This is a genomic window from Wolbachia endosymbiont (group A) of Alloplasta piceator, from assembly GCF_964028505.1.
Classification (GTDB): Bacteria; Pseudomonadota; Alphaproteobacteria; order Rickettsiales; family Anaplasmataceae; genus Wolbachia; species Wolbachia pipientis.
In genome coordinates, this window is record NZ_OZ034793.1 from 864,520 (window position 1) to 882,419 (window position 17,900).

Sequence of the window (17,900 nt, forward strand, 5' to 3'; positions counted from 1 at the left end):
TTAAGCTTATGCTTGGGATATTTATGAAAAATATTTTATATTTTATATTATTAGCTGTTGTATTCGGATCACTGAGCCTATTTGCTGTAGAGCAATTTGAAGAAAAGAAAATTGAATCAGTTCATAAAAACGAAAATGTAGGTGTAAGGAAGCAAGATAGCACAAATCAAAAAGATGAGTTAAAAAGCAACGTCGATGCTAAACAAACACAAGAGGCTGAGAGCAAAAGATTAGACGGCACTACCGATAAAGAGAAACTGCAACACAACGAGAACAAAGCTTTCGTGGTTGAAAAAACTATAAGTGAAGGTGAAAGGATTGATAAAGATTTGCCAAATGACCAGCTAGAAGGAAGCACAGACAAATTTGCTCAAAATTTACCAAATGTGGCCAATAAAGAAGTGAATAAAGATTTGAAACCAGAGCCTTTGCCTTTAAGTGCTGATTTAAATGAGAATACAGCTAACCCGCAAAAAAATCTACAAGCTGATCAGAAGATTGATATAAAAGATAATGAACTTTCAAAAAGTGATGCGAGTCAATTATTAGAGGGAAAAAAAGAAAAAGTAGAGAATCAGTCTGAAGAAAAAAAAGTGAAAGAAACAAACAGTAATTCCAAGGACCGCAATAGAGTAAAACCTATAACTAAAAAAGATGAAGAAGAGCAAAGTGAAAAGAAAAGTTTACAAAAATGGACAAAGCTAAACAGAGAACCAATAAAAGAATGGGGTCATAAAGACATACAAAGCAAGTCAATATATAAACGACAATATGATAGCCTTAATGAGCATCTTCCTACAACTGTGTTTATTGATGATTACAGTAAGCAATTTTTTTACTGCATTAAGAAGAACAACTTAACTTGCTTAAGAGGAGTAATAAGTAAGCTAGAAAAAATTGGATTAACAATTCAAGAGATACTAAGGTTTAGAAATAAATTGGGTGATACTCCTCTCATTTATTCAGTTAAACAAGGTGAGGTAGACATAGTGCGCTTTCTCTTATTACAAGGTGCTGATCTTAGAGTAGTTAACAATAATTTTCAATCCCCAATTGATATAGCAATCGAAAAAAAGCAGATCAATATAATAAATGCGATTGCCGAAATGATGCCACATCTTTTGGAGGATAGAAAAATAGACAATAAAGAAAGCTCAGCAATGTACGATTGGGCTGTGAAAACGAAAGAAATACAGTGCGATAAGCAAGATGATTAGATTTTTGATATTAATTTTAGTTGGTCATTTATGTTATGGAAACGAAACAAATGATGAAAAAAATCAGATTAGTGATTTTTTAAACGCTTTGCGTGATGCAAAATACGTATCTTACAGTAAAAAAGACTTTGCTGAATTTTTGGTGCAGTGCCACAAAGAGGGCGTGCCAGAAGATTTTAAGAAAGGTTTTGGTTCTAACTTAAATGGAGCTAATTTTAACCAACTGTACCTAAGTAAATCTGTTTTTGATGGAGTAAGTCTGATTGGTGCTGATTTTTCTAACACCGATTTATCCGACGTGTCTTTCATTGATGTTGATTTACGTGGTGCTAATTTCTCCAATGCTAATTTACATGGCATTAAAATAAAAGGTACAAATTTGAGTTTTACAAAATTTGTTTCTGCAAACTTAACAGATATCGTATTTGATCAGTCTAATGTTAGTTATGCTGATTTTATCAGTTCCGATCTCAAAAAAGTGAGTATGCACAACGTAATTGGTTTGCATACTAATTTCTCGAATGTGAAAATGAATTTCTCCAACTTATCAAACTCGAATGTTAGCCACGTAAATTTTAGTGATAGTGAAATAAACGATACTGTTATGCAGAAAAACAACCTTGATAATGCAAGTTTCTTTGGAGTGGATGCATATAAATTGAAGATACAATTTTCTTCATTAAAAAATGCTAACATATATGGTGCAGAGTTAAAAGAATCAGACTTTACAGGTAGCAATCTTTCCGCTGCCTACCTTAATTCTTCTATCATAATTAACAGTAACTTCGACGAAACTAATTTAAGCAACACACAAATTTCCTATGTGAATGACGATAATTCAAGTTTTGTTCAATCTATACTAAATGGTTCCAAGATAAAGCATACATATGTTTCTGAAGCAAATCTTCAGGATGCTGATTTATCCAATATTGATTTTAGTTTTAGTGAACTGCATCAAGTTAATGTCTCTAATGCTGACATTCGTCACGGAAAGTTTCATAATACTAAAGTTGCGAATTCTAACATGAATGGCTCATTTTTTGACCATTCACTATTCACCTCTGCGAAGATAGAAGATTCAGACCTTTCTACAACTTCAATGTATAAGATAAAAATCCAAGACTCTCAAGTTTATAACAGTACACTTTCTCGCCATAATATTGATTCCAGTGAAATAGAAAATTCAACATTCTTTAATTTATTAGCTGATAATTCAAGCTGGTCTAATTTAAAAGTAACTAATTCAAATTTTATTGAAAGCGATTTCAGATCTTCTTTGCTTCACGCTAATGCCTTTAGGAAAACTAGCTTTTTTCTTAGCAATTTGAGCAATTCAACAATTAGTGATATGTCTTTTCTCTCTTCAAGCATATATAAAAGTTCAGTTGTTGATGCTCACTTAACAGGTTGCAAATTTGATAATTCAATTTTGATTGACAATAAAGGACAGAAAAAACTTGCAGGTTCAGAAAATGCTATAACTTCGATTAAAGATTTGCAAGAGAAAATATCACAGGGTGAAAAATTTAATGTAAATTATTCTTACTTTGAATTTAAGAATATGAATTTAGAAAATGCCGATTTTTCTAATTCAACATTAAGTAGAGCAAAGTTTGTAAACGTTAATTTGAATAAGGCAAATTTTGAAAAGACCGATTTGCGCTATACTGTCTTTGATAACTCTTCTCTCATTGGCACCAACTTATCAAATTCTAATTTAGAAGGTTCTAGCTTTTTAAACTCTGATCCAAAAAGCACCATGTTAAAAAATGCAAAGAAAAATGACCATAAAAAGTGAGGGCGTATTATTGGTTCTATCCTCCCCTTCTGGAGCTGGAAAAACTACTATATCAGCAAAATTACTTGAGCGATCAACTAATTTAGTTAGGTCTGTTTCTATGACTACGCGCAAGCCTCGCCCCGGCGAAATAAATGGAAAAGACTATTTTTTCGTTACCGAAGAAAAATTTCACGAGTTATGCAAAGCTGGCCAAATGCTTGAATACGCCAAAGTTTTTGAGAATTTTTATGGTATACCAAGAAATTTTATAGAGCAAAACTTAAGCAATGGAATAAGCGTTTTACTCAGCATAGACTGGCAAGGAGCATTTCACTTATTCAAGCTCATGAGAAAAAAAGTTGTAAGTGTTTTTATACTTCCCCCTTCAATGGAAGAGCTTAGGTTGCGTTTGCAAAAGCGTAATAGTGATGATGCAAGCGAAATAGAGCGCAGATTAGCCGAAGCTCAAAAAGAGATAAGCAAACGTGATAAATATGATTATGTAATAATCAATGATGATATTGATAAAAGTGTAGAAGAGATAAGCTCCATACTAAATAAAGAAAGACTTAAAAAATCAGAAGAAAAACCAAGCCTGGAAGATTTATAAAAAATCAATTTGGATATTTGCAGCTATAGTTTCTTATCCTATTTTAGCCAATAGCACGTTTCACAGTTTAGCTATATTTATTATTTTTTAAGATTAAATGGTTAAAATAGTAGCAACTGTTCAAGTGAGGATTTGACTATGATAACAGATTTTCTAATAGAAACTAGTTTTCTGCCTTTCCACCTATACATATACAACGTTTAGCTCAATTTAAAAGTCAAACTTCTTGGTTGTTAGTTTAGTGCTGACAACTTAAATAGCTTTTAATATTGAGGTTTTAGTATGGGTATAGATATAACTGCACTAACTACTAATGCAAAAAAATTAGATGAATACATAGATAAAAATGAAAAGCAAGAGCGGGATAGAAAAGACGAACAATTGTATGGCATTATAGAGAGAAAGGTAAAAAAAGAAGAACACAAGCGTGAAAAACCAAGAGGTCAAGATGGAGCTCTCAAGGAGTGTAAAAGGTTATTCAAGGAAGGTGCTAGCCCTGAAGTATTAACTAAATTAGAAGAATCACTTAGAGAACAAGAAAAATATTATAGGTATTATGTCCAATGCTTTCTTCCAGTGCTAGATGAAGTAATAGAACGATCGAAAAAAATACCAAATGAAACAAAAGAGCGAGTAAAGCAAGTAATTTTTAAAATTACTTGTAATAGCAGATATTGTAACCAAAATGATCGTAGGAATAGTGAAGCAGAAAGTGGCTACGGCAGTGATGTTGAAGATGATCATAAAATAAACGGGATAACGAATAATAATGTTCAATTACTAAAAGCGATCAAAAATGGAAATAACAGGAAATTTAAAAAATATCTAAAAGATTGTACGAATGTTAACGGCATAAAAGATGAAAAAGGAAATAATATTTTACACCTTATCGTGCCATTGGAAAAGAAACAGAAATGCAAGTTTCTAGGTACCCTAATAAAAACGGTCACCGAGGAAGATTTAGCACAACTCATTAATAGTGAAAATCAGGAAGAACAAACACCTCTTCATCAGCTGCTTCAGCATATAAAAGGAAAGAATGAGGATCGATCATGTACAGATAGAAAATTTGAAAAAACTAAAAGGTATGAAACCCTAGAACTATTGCTAAAAAACGGTGCAGATATTACTGTGCAAGATAAAGATGAAAAAAATGCTCTGCACTATATTGCTTCATTCAAAGGAGAACAAAAAGTTACATGTTTGGAATTGATTTTAGGTTTAGTAAAAAATGGAACAATATCTAAAGATAAATTAGGTAAAGCTATAAATGCTAAGAATGGAGAAGGGAACACACCCCTAGAATTGGCATTAAAGAAAAAAGCAGAAAAAAGAAGTATCGAATACCTACCGCAAGGAACAATTTTTGATACAGCAACTGCTTATGACAATACAACAAAATTTTGTACAATGCTGCTAGAAATAGGCGCTGATCCCTGTTCTCTGGAGCTGAAAGATCCAAAATTCCATACTAAAAAGTACTATTTAACTTTACGAGATCTAAAAGATTATTCAGGGACTCCACAGAAAGCACAGGAGAAAGCTAAAGAACTAAAAGAGAAGCTTGAAGAAAAATACCACTGTAAAACTGCTTCAAAAAAATGCAAGTCTGGCATTAAAGAAGCAGGTTCTGGTATAAAAAAAGGAGTATCTGCTGTAGCAGGATTCATAGATCCAGCAAAAAGGACCCGCGAACTGTTAGCAATCACGATAACGATTACTGTTATTGCAATGGTAACATTTGCTTTCTTTCAGGGTCAAATGGCAATTGGAGCAGCCATTCCTATCATAGCTGTTGCTGGAGTTATATGCCTTACTTTAACTTTAGGATTTAGTGGTATTAAGAAACTTTTTGAAAAATCAACCAACAAAGCACAGGACACATTTAACGACAAAAACCGCTCTAATTCAACAACAGAGCAGAATCAAGCTTCGAAGAACCTTGTTAATAATGATCAACAGAATTTAAGAAATGAGACTAAAAATCAAGCAGTACAAGAGTCACCAAATCAACCAGAGCATACAGAAAACCCAGCTACTAAAATGAGCGATGTATCAATACTACGTCAATTCATGAATAAGCTAGATGGGCTGACTAATAAACCCTCTTCTCTGGCGCTATGAAATCAATCTCACCGCTCAGAGTTTTTTCAGCCACTTTTTTATAATCAATTTTTACGTTAATTTGCCCTTTCTTTTCTTCAAGCCACGCTATAGTGTGCTTCATCCAGTTTTTGTCATCACGTTCAGGAAAGTCTTCACGAGCATGGGCACCTCTGCTTTCCTCGCGATTAGCTGCGCATTCCATGGTAATAACCGCTTGTGGGATCATGTTAGCAAGCTCCAGTGCTTCAACTAAATCACTATTCCACATCATACTGCGATCCTCAAGTGAAATATCAGGCATCATTTTTGCTACCTTTTTTATAGCTTTTTTGCCTTCTTCTAAAACTTCAGCAACACGGAAAACTGATGCGTATTTTTGCATAGTGTTCTGCATTTCACTGCGTATTTTTGCTACTTTTAGCCCACCAGAAGCAAATCGCATTTTACTGAATCTATCTACTATCCAGTCTGTGCAGTCTGAATGCAATTTTTTATGTGGTGTACCGGATTTTAGTTTCTCTCTTGCTCTGAGCGCTGCAGCTCTGCCAAAAACCACAAGATCAAGAAGCGAGTTAGAACCAAGTCGATTTGCACCGTGCACAGAGACGCACGCAGCTTCTCCAATTGCAAATAGTCCATCTACCACTTCTTCCTTACCTTGCTTCAGCGTAATCACTTCTCCATGATAATTGGTTGGAATGCCGCCCATGTTGTAGTGAACAGTCGGAATGACCGGTATTGGATCTTTAGTGACATCAACTCCAGCAAAAGTTCTTGCGGTTTCGCTGATGCCCGGCAATCTGAGTTTTATTACTTCCGGATCAAGATGCGCTATAGTTAAATACATGTAATCTTTTTTCGGTCCAACTCCCCTTCCCTCTCTAATTTCAATTGTTATTGCGCGACTTACCACATCACGGGAAGCTAAATCTCTTGCTTTTGGTGCGTAACGTTCCATAAACTTCTCGCCCTGAGAATTAACGAGGTACCCCCCTTCACCACGGCATCCTTCTGTCATCAGGCACCCTGAGCCATATATTCCTGTTGGATGAAATTGTACAAATTCCATATCTTCAAGTGGTAATCCAGCCCTTACTACCATGCCATTACCATCACCTGTGCAGGTATGCGCACTTGTTGCAGAGAAATAAACACGTCCATATCCACCTGTTGCTAACACCACTCTATGCGCACGAAATCTATGTAATGTGCCGTCGCATAGCGACCAAGCAAGAACTCCGCAGCATGCTCCGGTTTCGCTATCCATAATTAAATCAATCACAAAGTATTCAACAAAAAATTCAGCGTTGAATTTAAGACACTGCTGATATAGAGTGTGAAGGATTGCGTGCCCAGTTTTATCTGCCGCCGCACAAGTGCGTTGAGCTGATTTTCCTTTACCAAAGTGAGTTGTCATTCCACCAAAGGAACGCTGGTATATTTTGCCATCTTCTGTACGAGAAAAAGGTACGCCAAAATTTTCAAGTTCAATAACAGCTTTAGCAGCGTTTTTACACATATATTCTATTGCATCTTGATCACCAAGCCAGTCTGAACCTTTTATTGTGTCATATGCATGCCAGCGCCAATCGTCTTCACCGATATTACCTAAAGCTGCACTAATTCCGCCTTGTGCTGCAACTGTATGACTTCGTGTAGGGAAAATTTTAGAAATGCAGGCAACTGAAAAATTAGTTGCAGCCATCCCAAGCGTTGCTCTGAGCCCTGCTCCACCTGCACCTACTACTACCACATCATACTCATGTTCTATGATCTCATACGCTGACTTATCCATATTTACTTATTTTATCATTACAGGCTTATGATATCACAGAAGTAGAAAAAATCTATACAAGTTTTCTGTAGCTATATCGCTGCGGTATTTCATAATAGATCCCGCTAACACGTAGCGGGGTGACAGCAGTCCTACGTCATACCGCCGCAGTATCTCAGCCACTAACACGTAGCGGGATGACGGTTGTCAGGGTGTCATCCCAGTGCTTGACACTGGGATGGCTTTGTTGCATCGCTAGCTATGATGGATTAAAGATAAAAAAGATAGGGAATATCAGTAGCTTATTATTCTGGTATTTATAACAAGAACGGTCAGTGAATACCTAAATTTGAGTAAAAGAAATTTCACTACCACTCACTAATCTGGCTAAAATTCAAGAATTTCAATGCTTTAGCTATTTTCAATAGAATTAAATTTATTAATATAAATAACAAATTACTATTCTTAAATTTGATCAGATTGATTGCAAAAAAACAAGATTTTCAATAGGTTGCTTATAATCCTAACTATAGTTAGCCTTTCATAAGTAGCGATGCAACAAAGCCATCCCAGTGTCAAGCACTGGGATGACACCCTACTTAGCCGTCATACCGCGATTCATTCGCGGTATCTCTAGATCCCGCTCACAAGCAGCGGGATGACGATTGTCGTTTAGCTATAAATATTTAAGAAATTTACCAAATAAAAAAAAGGCAAAGAAAACCTAGGGTAGCTAGTATTCAAATTCTCCCTTGTTCTATTTGACGTCTTTTGATGTCTTAAACGCTTTATAAGCGCGTTTCGGATTGTATAGGTAGAAACCCAGAAGTTTTATAAAGACATGAGGTGCACATAGTGCAAAAAATTAAGCATGATTTACGCCAAATACAAAGTTCCCTTTGTCGTTTTAATCTGCAGATTGCGAAGATAAATAAATAGCTTCAGTTTCATGATAAGGGGGCTGGCGAAGGATGTCAAGTAATTTTCTTATTTCATTTAAATTGCTTGTAACCTTCTTATACACTCATCTTTACCAAGAATCACCATGATATCAATGATTCCAGGTGCATCCATTACTCCAGTTATAGGGGCGCGTAATGAGTGGTATACATCGCTTATTTTCATATCGTGCAATTTTGCACATTCCTTGATCTGAGAAGATAAAAAACCCTTATTCCAATTTTCATCACCGATCTTTGACAGAAATGATGCGAGTAACTTAATTATATTGAGGTTAGATTTGACAATTTGACAAGCTTCTTCACTTAAATCAAGTGGCGGATCTTGAATATAAAATTTTGCTAAATCCAATAATTCGGTCAGGTAGTTTGCTCTTTTTTTTAGCTCTGTCAGTCCCTGCAGTAAATAGCCCTTTTTTTTGTCAGTTAGAGTATTTTCTCTAAGCATTAGAGTCAGAATATCTTCATTGCTCATATTACTAATATAGTGGTTATTCAAATGCTCCAGTTTTTTGAAATCGAGCCGTGCAGGTGAACGACCAATGCTTTCTAAATTAAACCACTCTATTGCTTGCTCATCGCTAATAATCTCATCGTTGCCGTGACTCCAGCCAAGTCTCAGCAAGTAATTACGCATCGCTTTTGGCAATATTCCCATCTTTTCATAATCGCAAACGCTTGTGGCACCATGCCTTTTGGATAGCTTATTCCCATCTTCCCCATGGATAAGCGGCACATGTGCAAAGCGTGGAATGTCAAAATCAAGAGCCTGGTATATTAGCAGATGTTTAAAGGTATTAGTGAGATGGTCAGAGCCACGTATTATATCAGTTATTCCAGCATCATGATCGTCAACTACTACGGCAAAAATATATGTTGGAGTGTTATCAGAGCGTAAGATCACTATATCATCAAGCTGCTCGCTACTTACTTTGATTTGGCCGTATATTTTATCATCAATGACGATCTCTTGCGAGTCTGGCACTTTAAAGCGGACAACAGGCTTTACGTTTGATGTCACACTAATACATTTGTGCTTATATATTTTTCCTTCTTCTCTCGCTTTTATTTTCCTTTCTGTCTCAGGGCAATAACAGTGATACGCCCTACCCTTCTCAACTAAAAGGTTTGCTACTTCTTTATGCCACTCTATTCTTTTTGACTGATATACTATTTCCCCATCATAGCTCATACCGAGCCATCTTAGCCCTTCTATAATTGCATCAATTGCTTCTTGCGTTGAACGTTTTCTGTCGGTGTCTTCAATTCTCAGCAAAAACTTGCCACCATGATGCTTTGCATAGAGCCAATTAAATAACGCAGTGCGGGCCCCTCCAATATGCAAAAACCCTGTGGGTGATGGAGCGAATCTAGTGACTACGTCTGGCATATTTGTCTATTACAGTAATATAAATGATGATAGCTAAAATTTATGTTTGTAACAATTTAGAATTTATTTATTCTGAGAGATAAAATCTACTTGTTTTTCGTAAGTTATGTTGTATAATTTAGTGTTGGTTAAATATAGCGAGGTATGTTATGGCTGACTTATTTGAAGTTGCAAAAGCAAGAAATAAAGATGAATTTGTCAGAATTTGCACAGAGAATGTTGCTTATGCAGCTAAGCATAGGCTTGATGAAAATGGGAACCCATTTCATATAGCAGCAAGTCAAGAAATTCTGCTACCTGCACTCAAAGAGATTATGAGAAATTTGGAAGAAGGTACTAAGAGTAAGGTTAAAAAAGCAGAAGAAGCTAAAAATTGGAAAGAATCAGAAAGATTAAAAGAGAAACTTAAGGATAATAAGAGATATATTAAAGAAGCACTCTGTGATAAAAGCTGCATTCTTCATGGGAGAGTAGCGGTAGCTCCTCTTTATTTTTTAAATGCTGCAGAACGGGAAGAAGCTAAGCAAATTGCAGGTATAAAGGGCGGTTTTATATGTAATAGCAAATTTCATTTGTGCTTATACATAATAGGAGCTATAGCGTGTATTGCTGCCTTATGTTTATCCTTGTACTTTTTATTTTTGGTTTCTCAATCTCTTGCACTAGCTTCAGTAGCTACAATAGCTTCTGGAGGATCTACATGTTTGTTGTTTAAGGCATGTAACGGGATATACGGCTTGTATGATGAAAGTACTATAGTGACAGATCCTGATGTTATGCAACTTTTAAATAGTGATTTAGCTGTAGCATGAAGCTAAAAATTACTTGCAGGCAATAATTTACTTTCTCAACTTAAGAAAGTATACTCATACGATGACGGAAAAGAAGTACAGTAAGATTTTAATAGCAAACAGAGGAGAGATTGCCTGCAGGATTATCAGAACTGCTCGTAGGATGGGTATATCTTGTGTATGCATATATTCGGATGCAGATGTAAATTCTGTGCATGTAAGACAAGCAGATGAGTCAAGATATATCGGCCCTTCGCCATCTTGCCTCAGTTACTTAAACATTGAAAAAATATGTGAAGTAGCAGTTGAAACAGGTGCTGAGGCGGTTCATCCTGGCTATGGTTTTTTAGCAGAAAATCCAGATTTTCCACGTGCTCTTCAAAAACATAATATAGACTTCATCGGCCCCAGTGCAGAAACAATAGAAGTTACAGCCAACAAAATAACAGCAAAAGAAGCTGCAAAAAAAGCTGGAGTGAATGTAGTGCCAGGATATATGGGTAAGATCAGCGATGCTGCCCACGCAGCTCAAGTTGCTAAAGAGATCGGTTTTCCCGTTATGCTTAAAGCTGCATCAGGCGGTGGTGGCAAAGGAATGCGAATTGTAAACTCCAAAAAAGAAATTGAACTAGCATTTACATCAGCCACAAATGAAGCAGAGAAAAGTTTTAAGGATGGCAGTATCTTTATAGAGAAATATATAGAGTTGCCAAGACATATTGAAATACAAATCATAGCAGATAAATATGGCAATATAGTTTGTCTTGGAGAAAGAGAATGCTCGATACAAAGGAATAATCAGAAAATAATAGAAGAAACGCCAAGTCCATTCATTAGTGAAGAAGTAAGACAAAAAATGTATGTTCAATGTGTTTCTCTGGCAAAGCAAGTTGGCTATTTTTCAGCAGGCACTGTTGAGTTTGTTGTAGATAAAGACCAAAACTTCTATTTTCTTGAGGTAAATACGAGATTGCAAGTTGAGCATCCAGTAACAGAATTTATAACTGGAATAGACATAGTAGAAGAAATGATTAGAACTTCCTGTGGAGAGAAATTGAGATTCAATCAGGATGATATTAAACTTACTGGTTCTGCAATAGAAAGTAGAATTTGCGCTGAAGACCCATCGAAGAAATTTTTCCCTTCCAGCGGAAGAATAAAATATTACGATAAACCGGGTGAAAATGATTATGTAAGAATAGATGATGGAGTTGCTGCAGGTTCAGAAATTAGCATGTTCTATGATTCGATGATTGCCAAAGTGATAACATATGGAAAAGATAGAGTAGAAGCGATCAGCAGAATGCAAAAAGCATTGTCTGAATGCTATATAGAAGGAGTAACAAATAATATAGAATTTCTAGAATCCATCTTCCATCACCCAAATTTTATCGCAGCAAAGCTCCATACGAGATTCATTCCAGATCATTACCCTAGTGGGTTTCACGGCGATTTTGTTACAGAGGAGTATATTAAAATATTTATTTTCACTGCGTTATATGTTCATTTGGAAAATGAAGAAAGGTACCATCATAAAGCAGTGAATGAAACATCTCAGGTGTCATTCCAGTGCGTGACACTGGAATCTAGTAAAAAAGAAGGGGCACCAGTATCAGCTACTCGGATGGCAGGTGACCGTGCAAGAGATTTATTCATAGTGAATATAAATGACAATGAGTACTCCGTAAATGCAAAATACCAAGATAATATATTAATAACGGTATATAATCACAATAAATACTCCGTTATAGGCAAGTGGAAATCAAGTTATAGATTGCTATATATCACAATTAATGACGATACCAATATAGCACTTAAAATAGAAAGACAAGGCAGCAAGTACTTCATAAGACATGCAGGTATGAAAGCTGAGTGTTGTATATTAAAACCTCATGTAGCTGAATTAAGTAAGTTAATGCTAAATAATGAAACAGAAGGGATTTCAGCAGATGCTGTAAAATCCCCAATATCTGGTTTATTAGTTAAATTGCACGTAAATGTAGGAGATCAGGTGGAAATAGGACAACCTTTATTTGTGGTGGAGGCAATGAAAATGGAAAATATCATATGTGCTGAAGCAGCAATGGTGATAAAAAATATTCCCGTTCAAGAAGGAAAAAATGTGCAGATTGGTGATCTAGTCTGCTTCCTTAAATAACACAAGAAGTATAAACTTGACCCAAACAAGATAAATGAAAACACTTGATGAGCTATGGCAATGGCTATCGGTATGTGCAATAATAGAGTAATTACACCTAAAATGATCTGAATGACGACGGAGAGCAGCATAATATATACCGGTTTTATGCTAGCATTTTTTATTGTGAGTATTACTACCAAAGTTAGTATTAGCAATGCCAGTGCTCGATGTATAAATTGCACTGTCGCTCTGTTCTCAAAGATATTCAGCCATATAGGCTGTAAGAAAAATAAATCTTCTGGAACGATTTGTCCGTCCATTAGTGGAAAGGTATTGTAAATCAAACCAGCATTTAATCCTGCAACAAATGCACCGAAAATTATTTGTATTACAATTAGGACCAAAATCATCCTTGCGTAGTATATAGTGTTACCACTAACCTTAAGTTTTGTTTGTTGTGGCCTTATCTGATAATCAAAAAATTGATATGACAATAATGCAAAGATAACTAATGCTAATAATAAGTGAAGTGCGAGCCTATAGTGGCTAACATGAGGCTTGGCTACCAAGCCGCTTTTTACCATATACCAACCAGCAAAAGCTTGTAAAGCTCCAAATAATAATGCCACACATAGCTTTATTACTACCTTTTTAGATATTTTTCTTCTTAATATGAAATATATAAATGGCAGGACAAAAACTAAACCTGTTAGTCTTGCAACCAATCTGTGTACATATTCTATTAAGTATATAGCGCGAAACTCCTCCATACTAATACCATAGTTAAGTGCTTTATATTCAGGTGTAGCTTCGTATTTTAATTTTTCTTGTAGCCAGTCTTGTTCACTCAGTGGTGGTAATGTTCCAGTAATTGGTTTCCACTCTGTGATTGACAATCCTGCTTTTGAAAGTCTGGTAAATCCACCAATCCCTACCATGAGAATTACCATGACCGAGCAGAGAAAAAGCCAAATAGCTACAGGTTTTGCTTCCATAAACCATGCTGAGTTTTGTTCCATCGCTCAGGGTAAAGAATAAATTCCCATAAGGCAAGAAAAGCTGCAACACTATGTAGCAGACTATAGACCGGAAAAAATATCGATACTATATAAAAATAAAAAGGCATCTTTTGCTGTTTGACAGCTATTACCAAAAGAATCAGGTTAGTAACGTATACCACTACAAAGTAGTACAAAAATAATTCATTTAAAACTTTAGTTAATATCAATGAAAGCAGTAAAAATGGAGTAGTAAAAAATATAAAAGCTGCAGAGCCAACAAAAAGATTCAATAGCAAAATTCCCTTAAATCCAGTGTGTTTATAAAGTGACTTTATATTTTTTAAATGAACAATATAAGTTTGCATATAGCCTTTGATCCAGCGCGCTCTTTGCTTAATCCAAGCAAATACAACAATTGGTGACTCTTCCAATGTTTCTGAGTCAATCATCCTGGTTTTATATCCCATTTGCGCAAGTCTCAAACCGAGGTCAGCATCTTCGGTAACACTGTAAGCATCCCAGAAAAACACTTTTTTTAGAATTTTTACTGAAAAATGATTACTGCTACCACCCAAAGGCATCGGCATGTTCATTTTTTGGAATCCAGGCAATAAGTATTGAAACCAGTTCATATACTCCAGAGAAAAGAATTTTGTGAGAAAATTATAATCACAATTGTAGTAATTTAATTTCGCCTGTACACAGGCAAGCTTATCGTCGTCCTTATTAAATTCAATCAGTGCTTTTTTTAACTGCAATGGGTCTGGTTTATCGTCCGCATCATATATTACTGCATACTTTCCTCTAGCAAAGCTCATAGCATAATTGCATGACTTGGCTTTTGTTCTAGGCAAAGAATGAGGCACTTTTATTACTTCAAAATACTGCGGTAAAGTGTACTTTTCTATAGCTGCTAGCGTTTCTTGGTCATCACTTTCTACCTGAAGCTTCACATCTAATTTTGATTTTGGATAATCCAAACTTTCAATGCTTTCGATCAATTGCTCTATCACTGCACTTTCTTTAAAAGCAGGCAATAAAATAGTATATATAGGAAAATCTTCTTCATTCAGCTTACTATAATCCACTTTTTGGTTGGAGGTTTCACATAAGCTAAAAACTGTAGCTATAAACTTGAATAAATAACTAGAACATCCGATTATAAATATCAACATCAAAGCAAAATATGTATATTTCTCTGTTAGTGTTAAAATTGAAGTGACAATAAAGAAAGAAGCAAAAAATATTGAGCTTAGTTTAATGCTTTTAGCTGAAAAATTAGGATTCTTGTAATATAAGTAGTTGCTTGCAAATTCTGAAATACCAAAGTGCGAGTTAAGAAGATTTAAAATCTGTTCGCTATCCACTTTTATTAATACATAGTCAATACCGTAATGAGCTTCGACCCAACGGTTGATATCTCGGCTTGTGTCTTCAACCATAAAAAAAGTAGTATTATTTAATTTTTGCCAAGGAATTATATTAAATTTATAGTAAAAAAGTTTCTCTGGCTCTTTGCACAAACTAGAATCAAACTTAATTTTTTCTACATTATCAGCTTGAAGTATAGGCAATTGTTGCATTGAACCTAATGCAATTTTTTATTTAAGTCACGTGAAAATGAAGATATGACCTCGCTACTACGCTTATCATCTTTACGTTCATGCATTATTTTTTTTACAGCATCAGCAGCTATATTCACTGTGTTAGTCTGTAAATCCCCAAGAGCTTTTTCAACTTGGTCAGTGACTTTCTTCAAGTTAGAATGGGCATTGTCATCTAATGTCTGATCTAGCTGCTGTCTATTGTGCTTAATGATACTATTAGCTTTATCAAGTGCTTCATTCATCATTTTATTAACTTCTGCATCTAATTCTTTGTATTTTTTAGAAGATTTTTTGTAATACTCCAACATATCTTTCCTGAATTTTTCAGTTTCTTCACTTGAAAATTTGCTTTTGTTACGCTTATTGTTAAGCGCATTTTTTATCACTTTCTTTAGCAATTTATACGAAAGGACAAAACTTACCAAGAAGGCAAGACCGATAATCAGTGATGTAGACATAAAAACCCCTAAAATTCTTTGGACACCAACTCAGCAATAAATTCCTCTTCAATTTCAGAATTAGTCAATTTAGTATAATAAATTAAAGCAATACTAGTAGCCATTTGTTTTAACTGATCAGTATATTCAGATTTAAATTCTGCCACTTTTTTTTCAATAAGCTTGCTCTTTTTTTTGTCTTCCTCTTCTAATATATTCTTAACATTAGCTCTCATTTCTTCTACCTGAGCAAGTGCATCATCTATGATTTTTTTTGCCTGTATTCTAGCTTGGTTTAAAGCGGCATTATACTTGGCAATCTGCTCTTCCGTGAGTCTTAAAAGATGAACAGAACTATTAAAAGAACCCAATACTTCTTTACTTCTAGTGCTTATTATTTTATCTAACTTTGGTAAAAATAAACAACTTACCACGAAAAAAAGTGAAGAGAAAAAAATTAAAAACCAAAAAACTTGAGAAAAGAAGGTTGAAACATCAAGCTGTGGCATCTGTTAAGCAGCAAATATTAATAACATTGCAAGTACAAACGCAAGCAATCCCATGATTTCAACCATGGCAGCACCAATATAAACATAACTTTTCATTTTACCTTCTGATTCAGGGTTTCTCGCAATCCCATTTAACATAGCAGAAAAGATATTAGCTATACCTAAACCAGCACCGAGCATTCCAAACACAGCTAAACCAATTGCTATAAACTTTAAAGCTACTAAATCCATATATTACCTTTAATTTTTCTTTATAATATAATTGTAAAATATTCTACAAGGAAGTCAATTACTTTACTGCATCTGACAAATATACACATGTTAATATAGTAAATATATAAGCTTGTAAAATTGCAACAAATACTTCAAATCCTATCAATGCAATTATGAACAAAAACGGCGCAGGAGTGAAAAATATGTTCATATTTACAATAAACCCTGCTATCACTTTGATGATTGTATGACCAGCAATCATATTTGCTGCAAGCCTTATTGATAGGCTAACCGGCCTTACTAAATAAGCAAACAACTTAATAATAATTATTATAGGTGCAAGCCACGAAGGAGTTCCTTTTGGTAGCAATATGCGTAAAAATTCTACTCCCCTTTCTTTAAATCCAACAATCGTTATATAAATAAAAACCACCATCGATAAAGCGAAGGTGACTATCACATGACTTGTGACCGTGAAACTATAAGGAAGAACACCAACTAAATTACACGATAAAATGAAAATAAATACTGTGAATATCAATGGAATGTGCTGCAAGCCTTTGCTTCCAGTGTTATTTTCTATTATTGAAATAACAAAATCATATACATACTCAACTGCAGCTTGCAAATATCCTGGTATTACTGACCCCTTCTTTATTCCAAAAAGCAAAAAGAGTATCATCAATATCACCGAAATCATCGTGAAAAAAGATGAATTGGTAAAGCTTACGTCATACCCAAATAACCTAGGTAACTCTATTATTGTATATACTTTAAATTGCTCTAGCGGATTTAACGCCATTTTGACCCTATGTACTTGAACTATAACAGTAAATAAAGTATGAATTTTATAGGACAAAGTCAAGGGTTAAGATAAGGCTCTGTGTTATTATAACATTGATACATTAACAAAATATGTAATTAGAGTGTTAATTACAGTCAGCTCTGTATTTTAAAATTTACTAATCTTATTAAATTATTTAACTTAACATCTTATTTTAATTATAATTTAATTTTTAGTGAGGTATATAATGAACGAAATAGATTTTATTAACGCTAATCATCCTTTAAATTTAGAGCAGGAATTTGGTAACGGATACATCAAATTGACAGATGGTTCCTTTAACGAATATACTGGCCATTATCAAATAGGAAGCGAAATACTAGATGAAAGCCATAATATGATAGGAGACTTAACTATAGATGGCTACATTCATAGCTTCCATGCAGATACCCACAATATGAATCTTAAATCCTTTACGGAGATAGATTTAAAAGGTGATATAAAGAAGATAAATTCTCTTTACAAGAAGATATAAAGTTACAAAAACTTCTGCATCATTGCTTGTGATACAGAAGTCACTTT

At 34.7% G+C, this 17,900-nt stretch carries 15 protein-coding genes; 7 read left to right on the forward strand and 8 right to left on the reverse strand.

The window, feature by feature from the left end:
• The first annotated feature begins 23 nt into the window (after positions 1–23).
• The 4 genes from ABWU31_RS04215 to ABWU31_RS04230 all read left to right on the forward strand — a co-directional run bounded on the left by ABWU31_RS04215 (position 24) and on the right by ABWU31_RS04230 (position 5,731).
• Entirely contained in the window at positions 24–1,217 is a 1,194-nt protein-coding gene (locus tag ABWU31_RS04215) for an ankyrin repeat domain-containing protein (protein ID WP_077188062.1), read from the forward strand.
• Entirely contained in the window at positions 1,210–3,015 is a 1,806-nt protein-coding gene (locus tag ABWU31_RS04220; RefSeq protein WP_077188063.1) for a pentapeptide repeat-containing protein, read from the forward strand. Before ABWU31_RS04215 ends, ABWU31_RS04220 begins: the two co-directional genes overlap by 8 nt.
• A complete protein-coding gene (gmk, locus tag ABWU31_RS04225; protein WP_236515176.1) occupies positions 2,999–3,607 on the forward strand; it encodes a guanylate kinase in 609 nt (202 codons plus the stop codon). The genes ABWU31_RS04220 and gmk overlap by 17 nt, the downstream gene beginning before the upstream one ends.
• Positions 3,608–3,889: 282 nt before the next feature.
• Complete coding sequence (locus ABWU31_RS04230) at positions 3,890–5,731, forward strand: ankyrin repeat domain-containing protein (RefSeq protein ID WP_353271101.1); 1,842 nt, start codon at positions 3,890–3,892, stop codon at positions 5,729–5,731.
• Here the strand turns inward: ABWU31_RS04230 and sdhA are convergent.
• Together sdhA and gltX are read right to left on the reverse strand one after the other, a co-directional pair.
• Positions 5,703–7,508: a succinate dehydrogenase flavoprotein subunit gene (gene sdhA, locus ABWU31_RS04235; RefSeq protein WP_353271102.1), complete on the reverse strand. Its 1,806-nt coding sequence runs from the start codon at positions 7,506–7,508 to the stop codon at positions 5,703–5,705. The genes ABWU31_RS04230 and sdhA overlap by 29 nt on opposite strands.
• A gap of 975 nt (positions 7,509–8,483) precedes the next feature.
• Positions 8,484–9,836 carry a glutamate--tRNA ligase gene (gene gltX / locus ABWU31_RS04240; protein WP_353271103.1) on the reverse strand — a complete coding sequence of 451 codons (1,353 nt, stop codon included), beginning with the start codon at positions 9,834–9,836 and terminating at the stop codon, positions 8,484–8,486.
• Between the two features lie 149 nt (positions 9,837–9,985).
• Between gltX and ABWU31_RS04245 the strand changes: the two genes are divergently transcribed.
• Positions 9,986–10,648 carry an ankyrin repeat domain-containing protein gene (locus ABWU31_RS04245; protein WP_264724182.1) on the forward strand — a complete coding sequence of 221 codons (663 nt, stop codon included), beginning with the start codon at positions 9,986–9,988 and terminating at the stop codon, positions 10,646–10,648.
• Between the two features lie 61 nt (positions 10,649–10,709).
• Positions 10,710–12,785, forward strand: coding sequence for an acetyl-CoA carboxylase biotin carboxylase subunit (locus ABWU31_RS04250; RefSeq protein WP_353271387.1), 2,076 nt, complete (start codon positions 10,710–10,712; stop codon positions 12,783–12,785).
• Here ABWU31_RS04250 and ABWU31_RS04255 read toward each other — a convergent pair.
• Genes ABWU31_RS04255 through ABWU31_RS04280 form a run of 6 tightly spaced genes read right to left on the reverse strand, consistent with a single transcriptional unit; the run spans position 12,734 to position 17,336 of the window.
• Complete coding sequence (locus tag ABWU31_RS04255) at positions 12,734–13,762, reverse strand: COX15/CtaA family protein (RefSeq protein ID WP_353271104.1); 1,029 nt, start codon at positions 13,760–13,762, stop codon at positions 12,734–12,736. The two genes, ABWU31_RS04250 and ABWU31_RS04255, sit on opposite strands and share 52 nt — an antisense overlap.
• Positions 13,744–15,342, reverse strand: coding sequence for a glycosyltransferase family 2 protein (locus tag ABWU31_RS04260; protein WP_320157282.1), 1,599 nt, complete (start codon positions 15,340–15,342; stop codon positions 13,744–13,746). Before ABWU31_RS04260 ends, ABWU31_RS04255 begins: the two co-directional genes overlap by 19 nt.
• Positions 15,343–15,356: 14 nt before the next feature.
• Positions 15,357–15,833 (reverse strand): hypothetical protein, encoded by a 477-nt coding sequence (locus ABWU31_RS04265; RefSeq protein WP_077188071.1) that lies wholly within the window; start codon positions 15,831–15,833, stop codon positions 15,357–15,359.
• A gap of 8 nt (positions 15,834–15,841) precedes the next feature.
• A complete protein-coding gene (locus tag ABWU31_RS04270; RefSeq protein WP_338482232.1) occupies positions 15,842–16,321 on the reverse strand; it encodes a hypothetical protein in 480 nt (159 codons plus the stop codon).
• A 3-nt stretch (positions 16,322–16,324) separates the two neighbouring features.
• A complete protein-coding gene (locus tag ABWU31_RS04275; protein ID WP_006014985.1) occupies positions 16,325–16,552 on the reverse strand; it encodes a F0F1 ATP synthase subunit C in 228 nt (75 codons plus the stop codon).
• A gap of 58 nt (positions 16,553–16,610) precedes the next feature.
• Positions 16,611–17,336 (reverse strand): F0F1 ATP synthase subunit A, encoded by a 726-nt coding sequence (locus ABWU31_RS04280; RefSeq protein WP_022626288.1) that lies wholly within the window; start codon positions 17,334–17,336, stop codon positions 16,611–16,613.
• 229 nt (positions 17,337–17,565) lie between these two features.
• Between ABWU31_RS04280 and ABWU31_RS04285 the strand changes: the two genes are divergently transcribed.
• Complete coding sequence (locus ABWU31_RS04285) at positions 17,566–17,853, forward strand: hypothetical protein (protein ID WP_077188073.1); 288 nt, start codon at positions 17,566–17,568, stop codon at positions 17,851–17,853.
• The last annotated feature ends 47 nt before the right edge of the window (positions 17,854–17,900 follow it).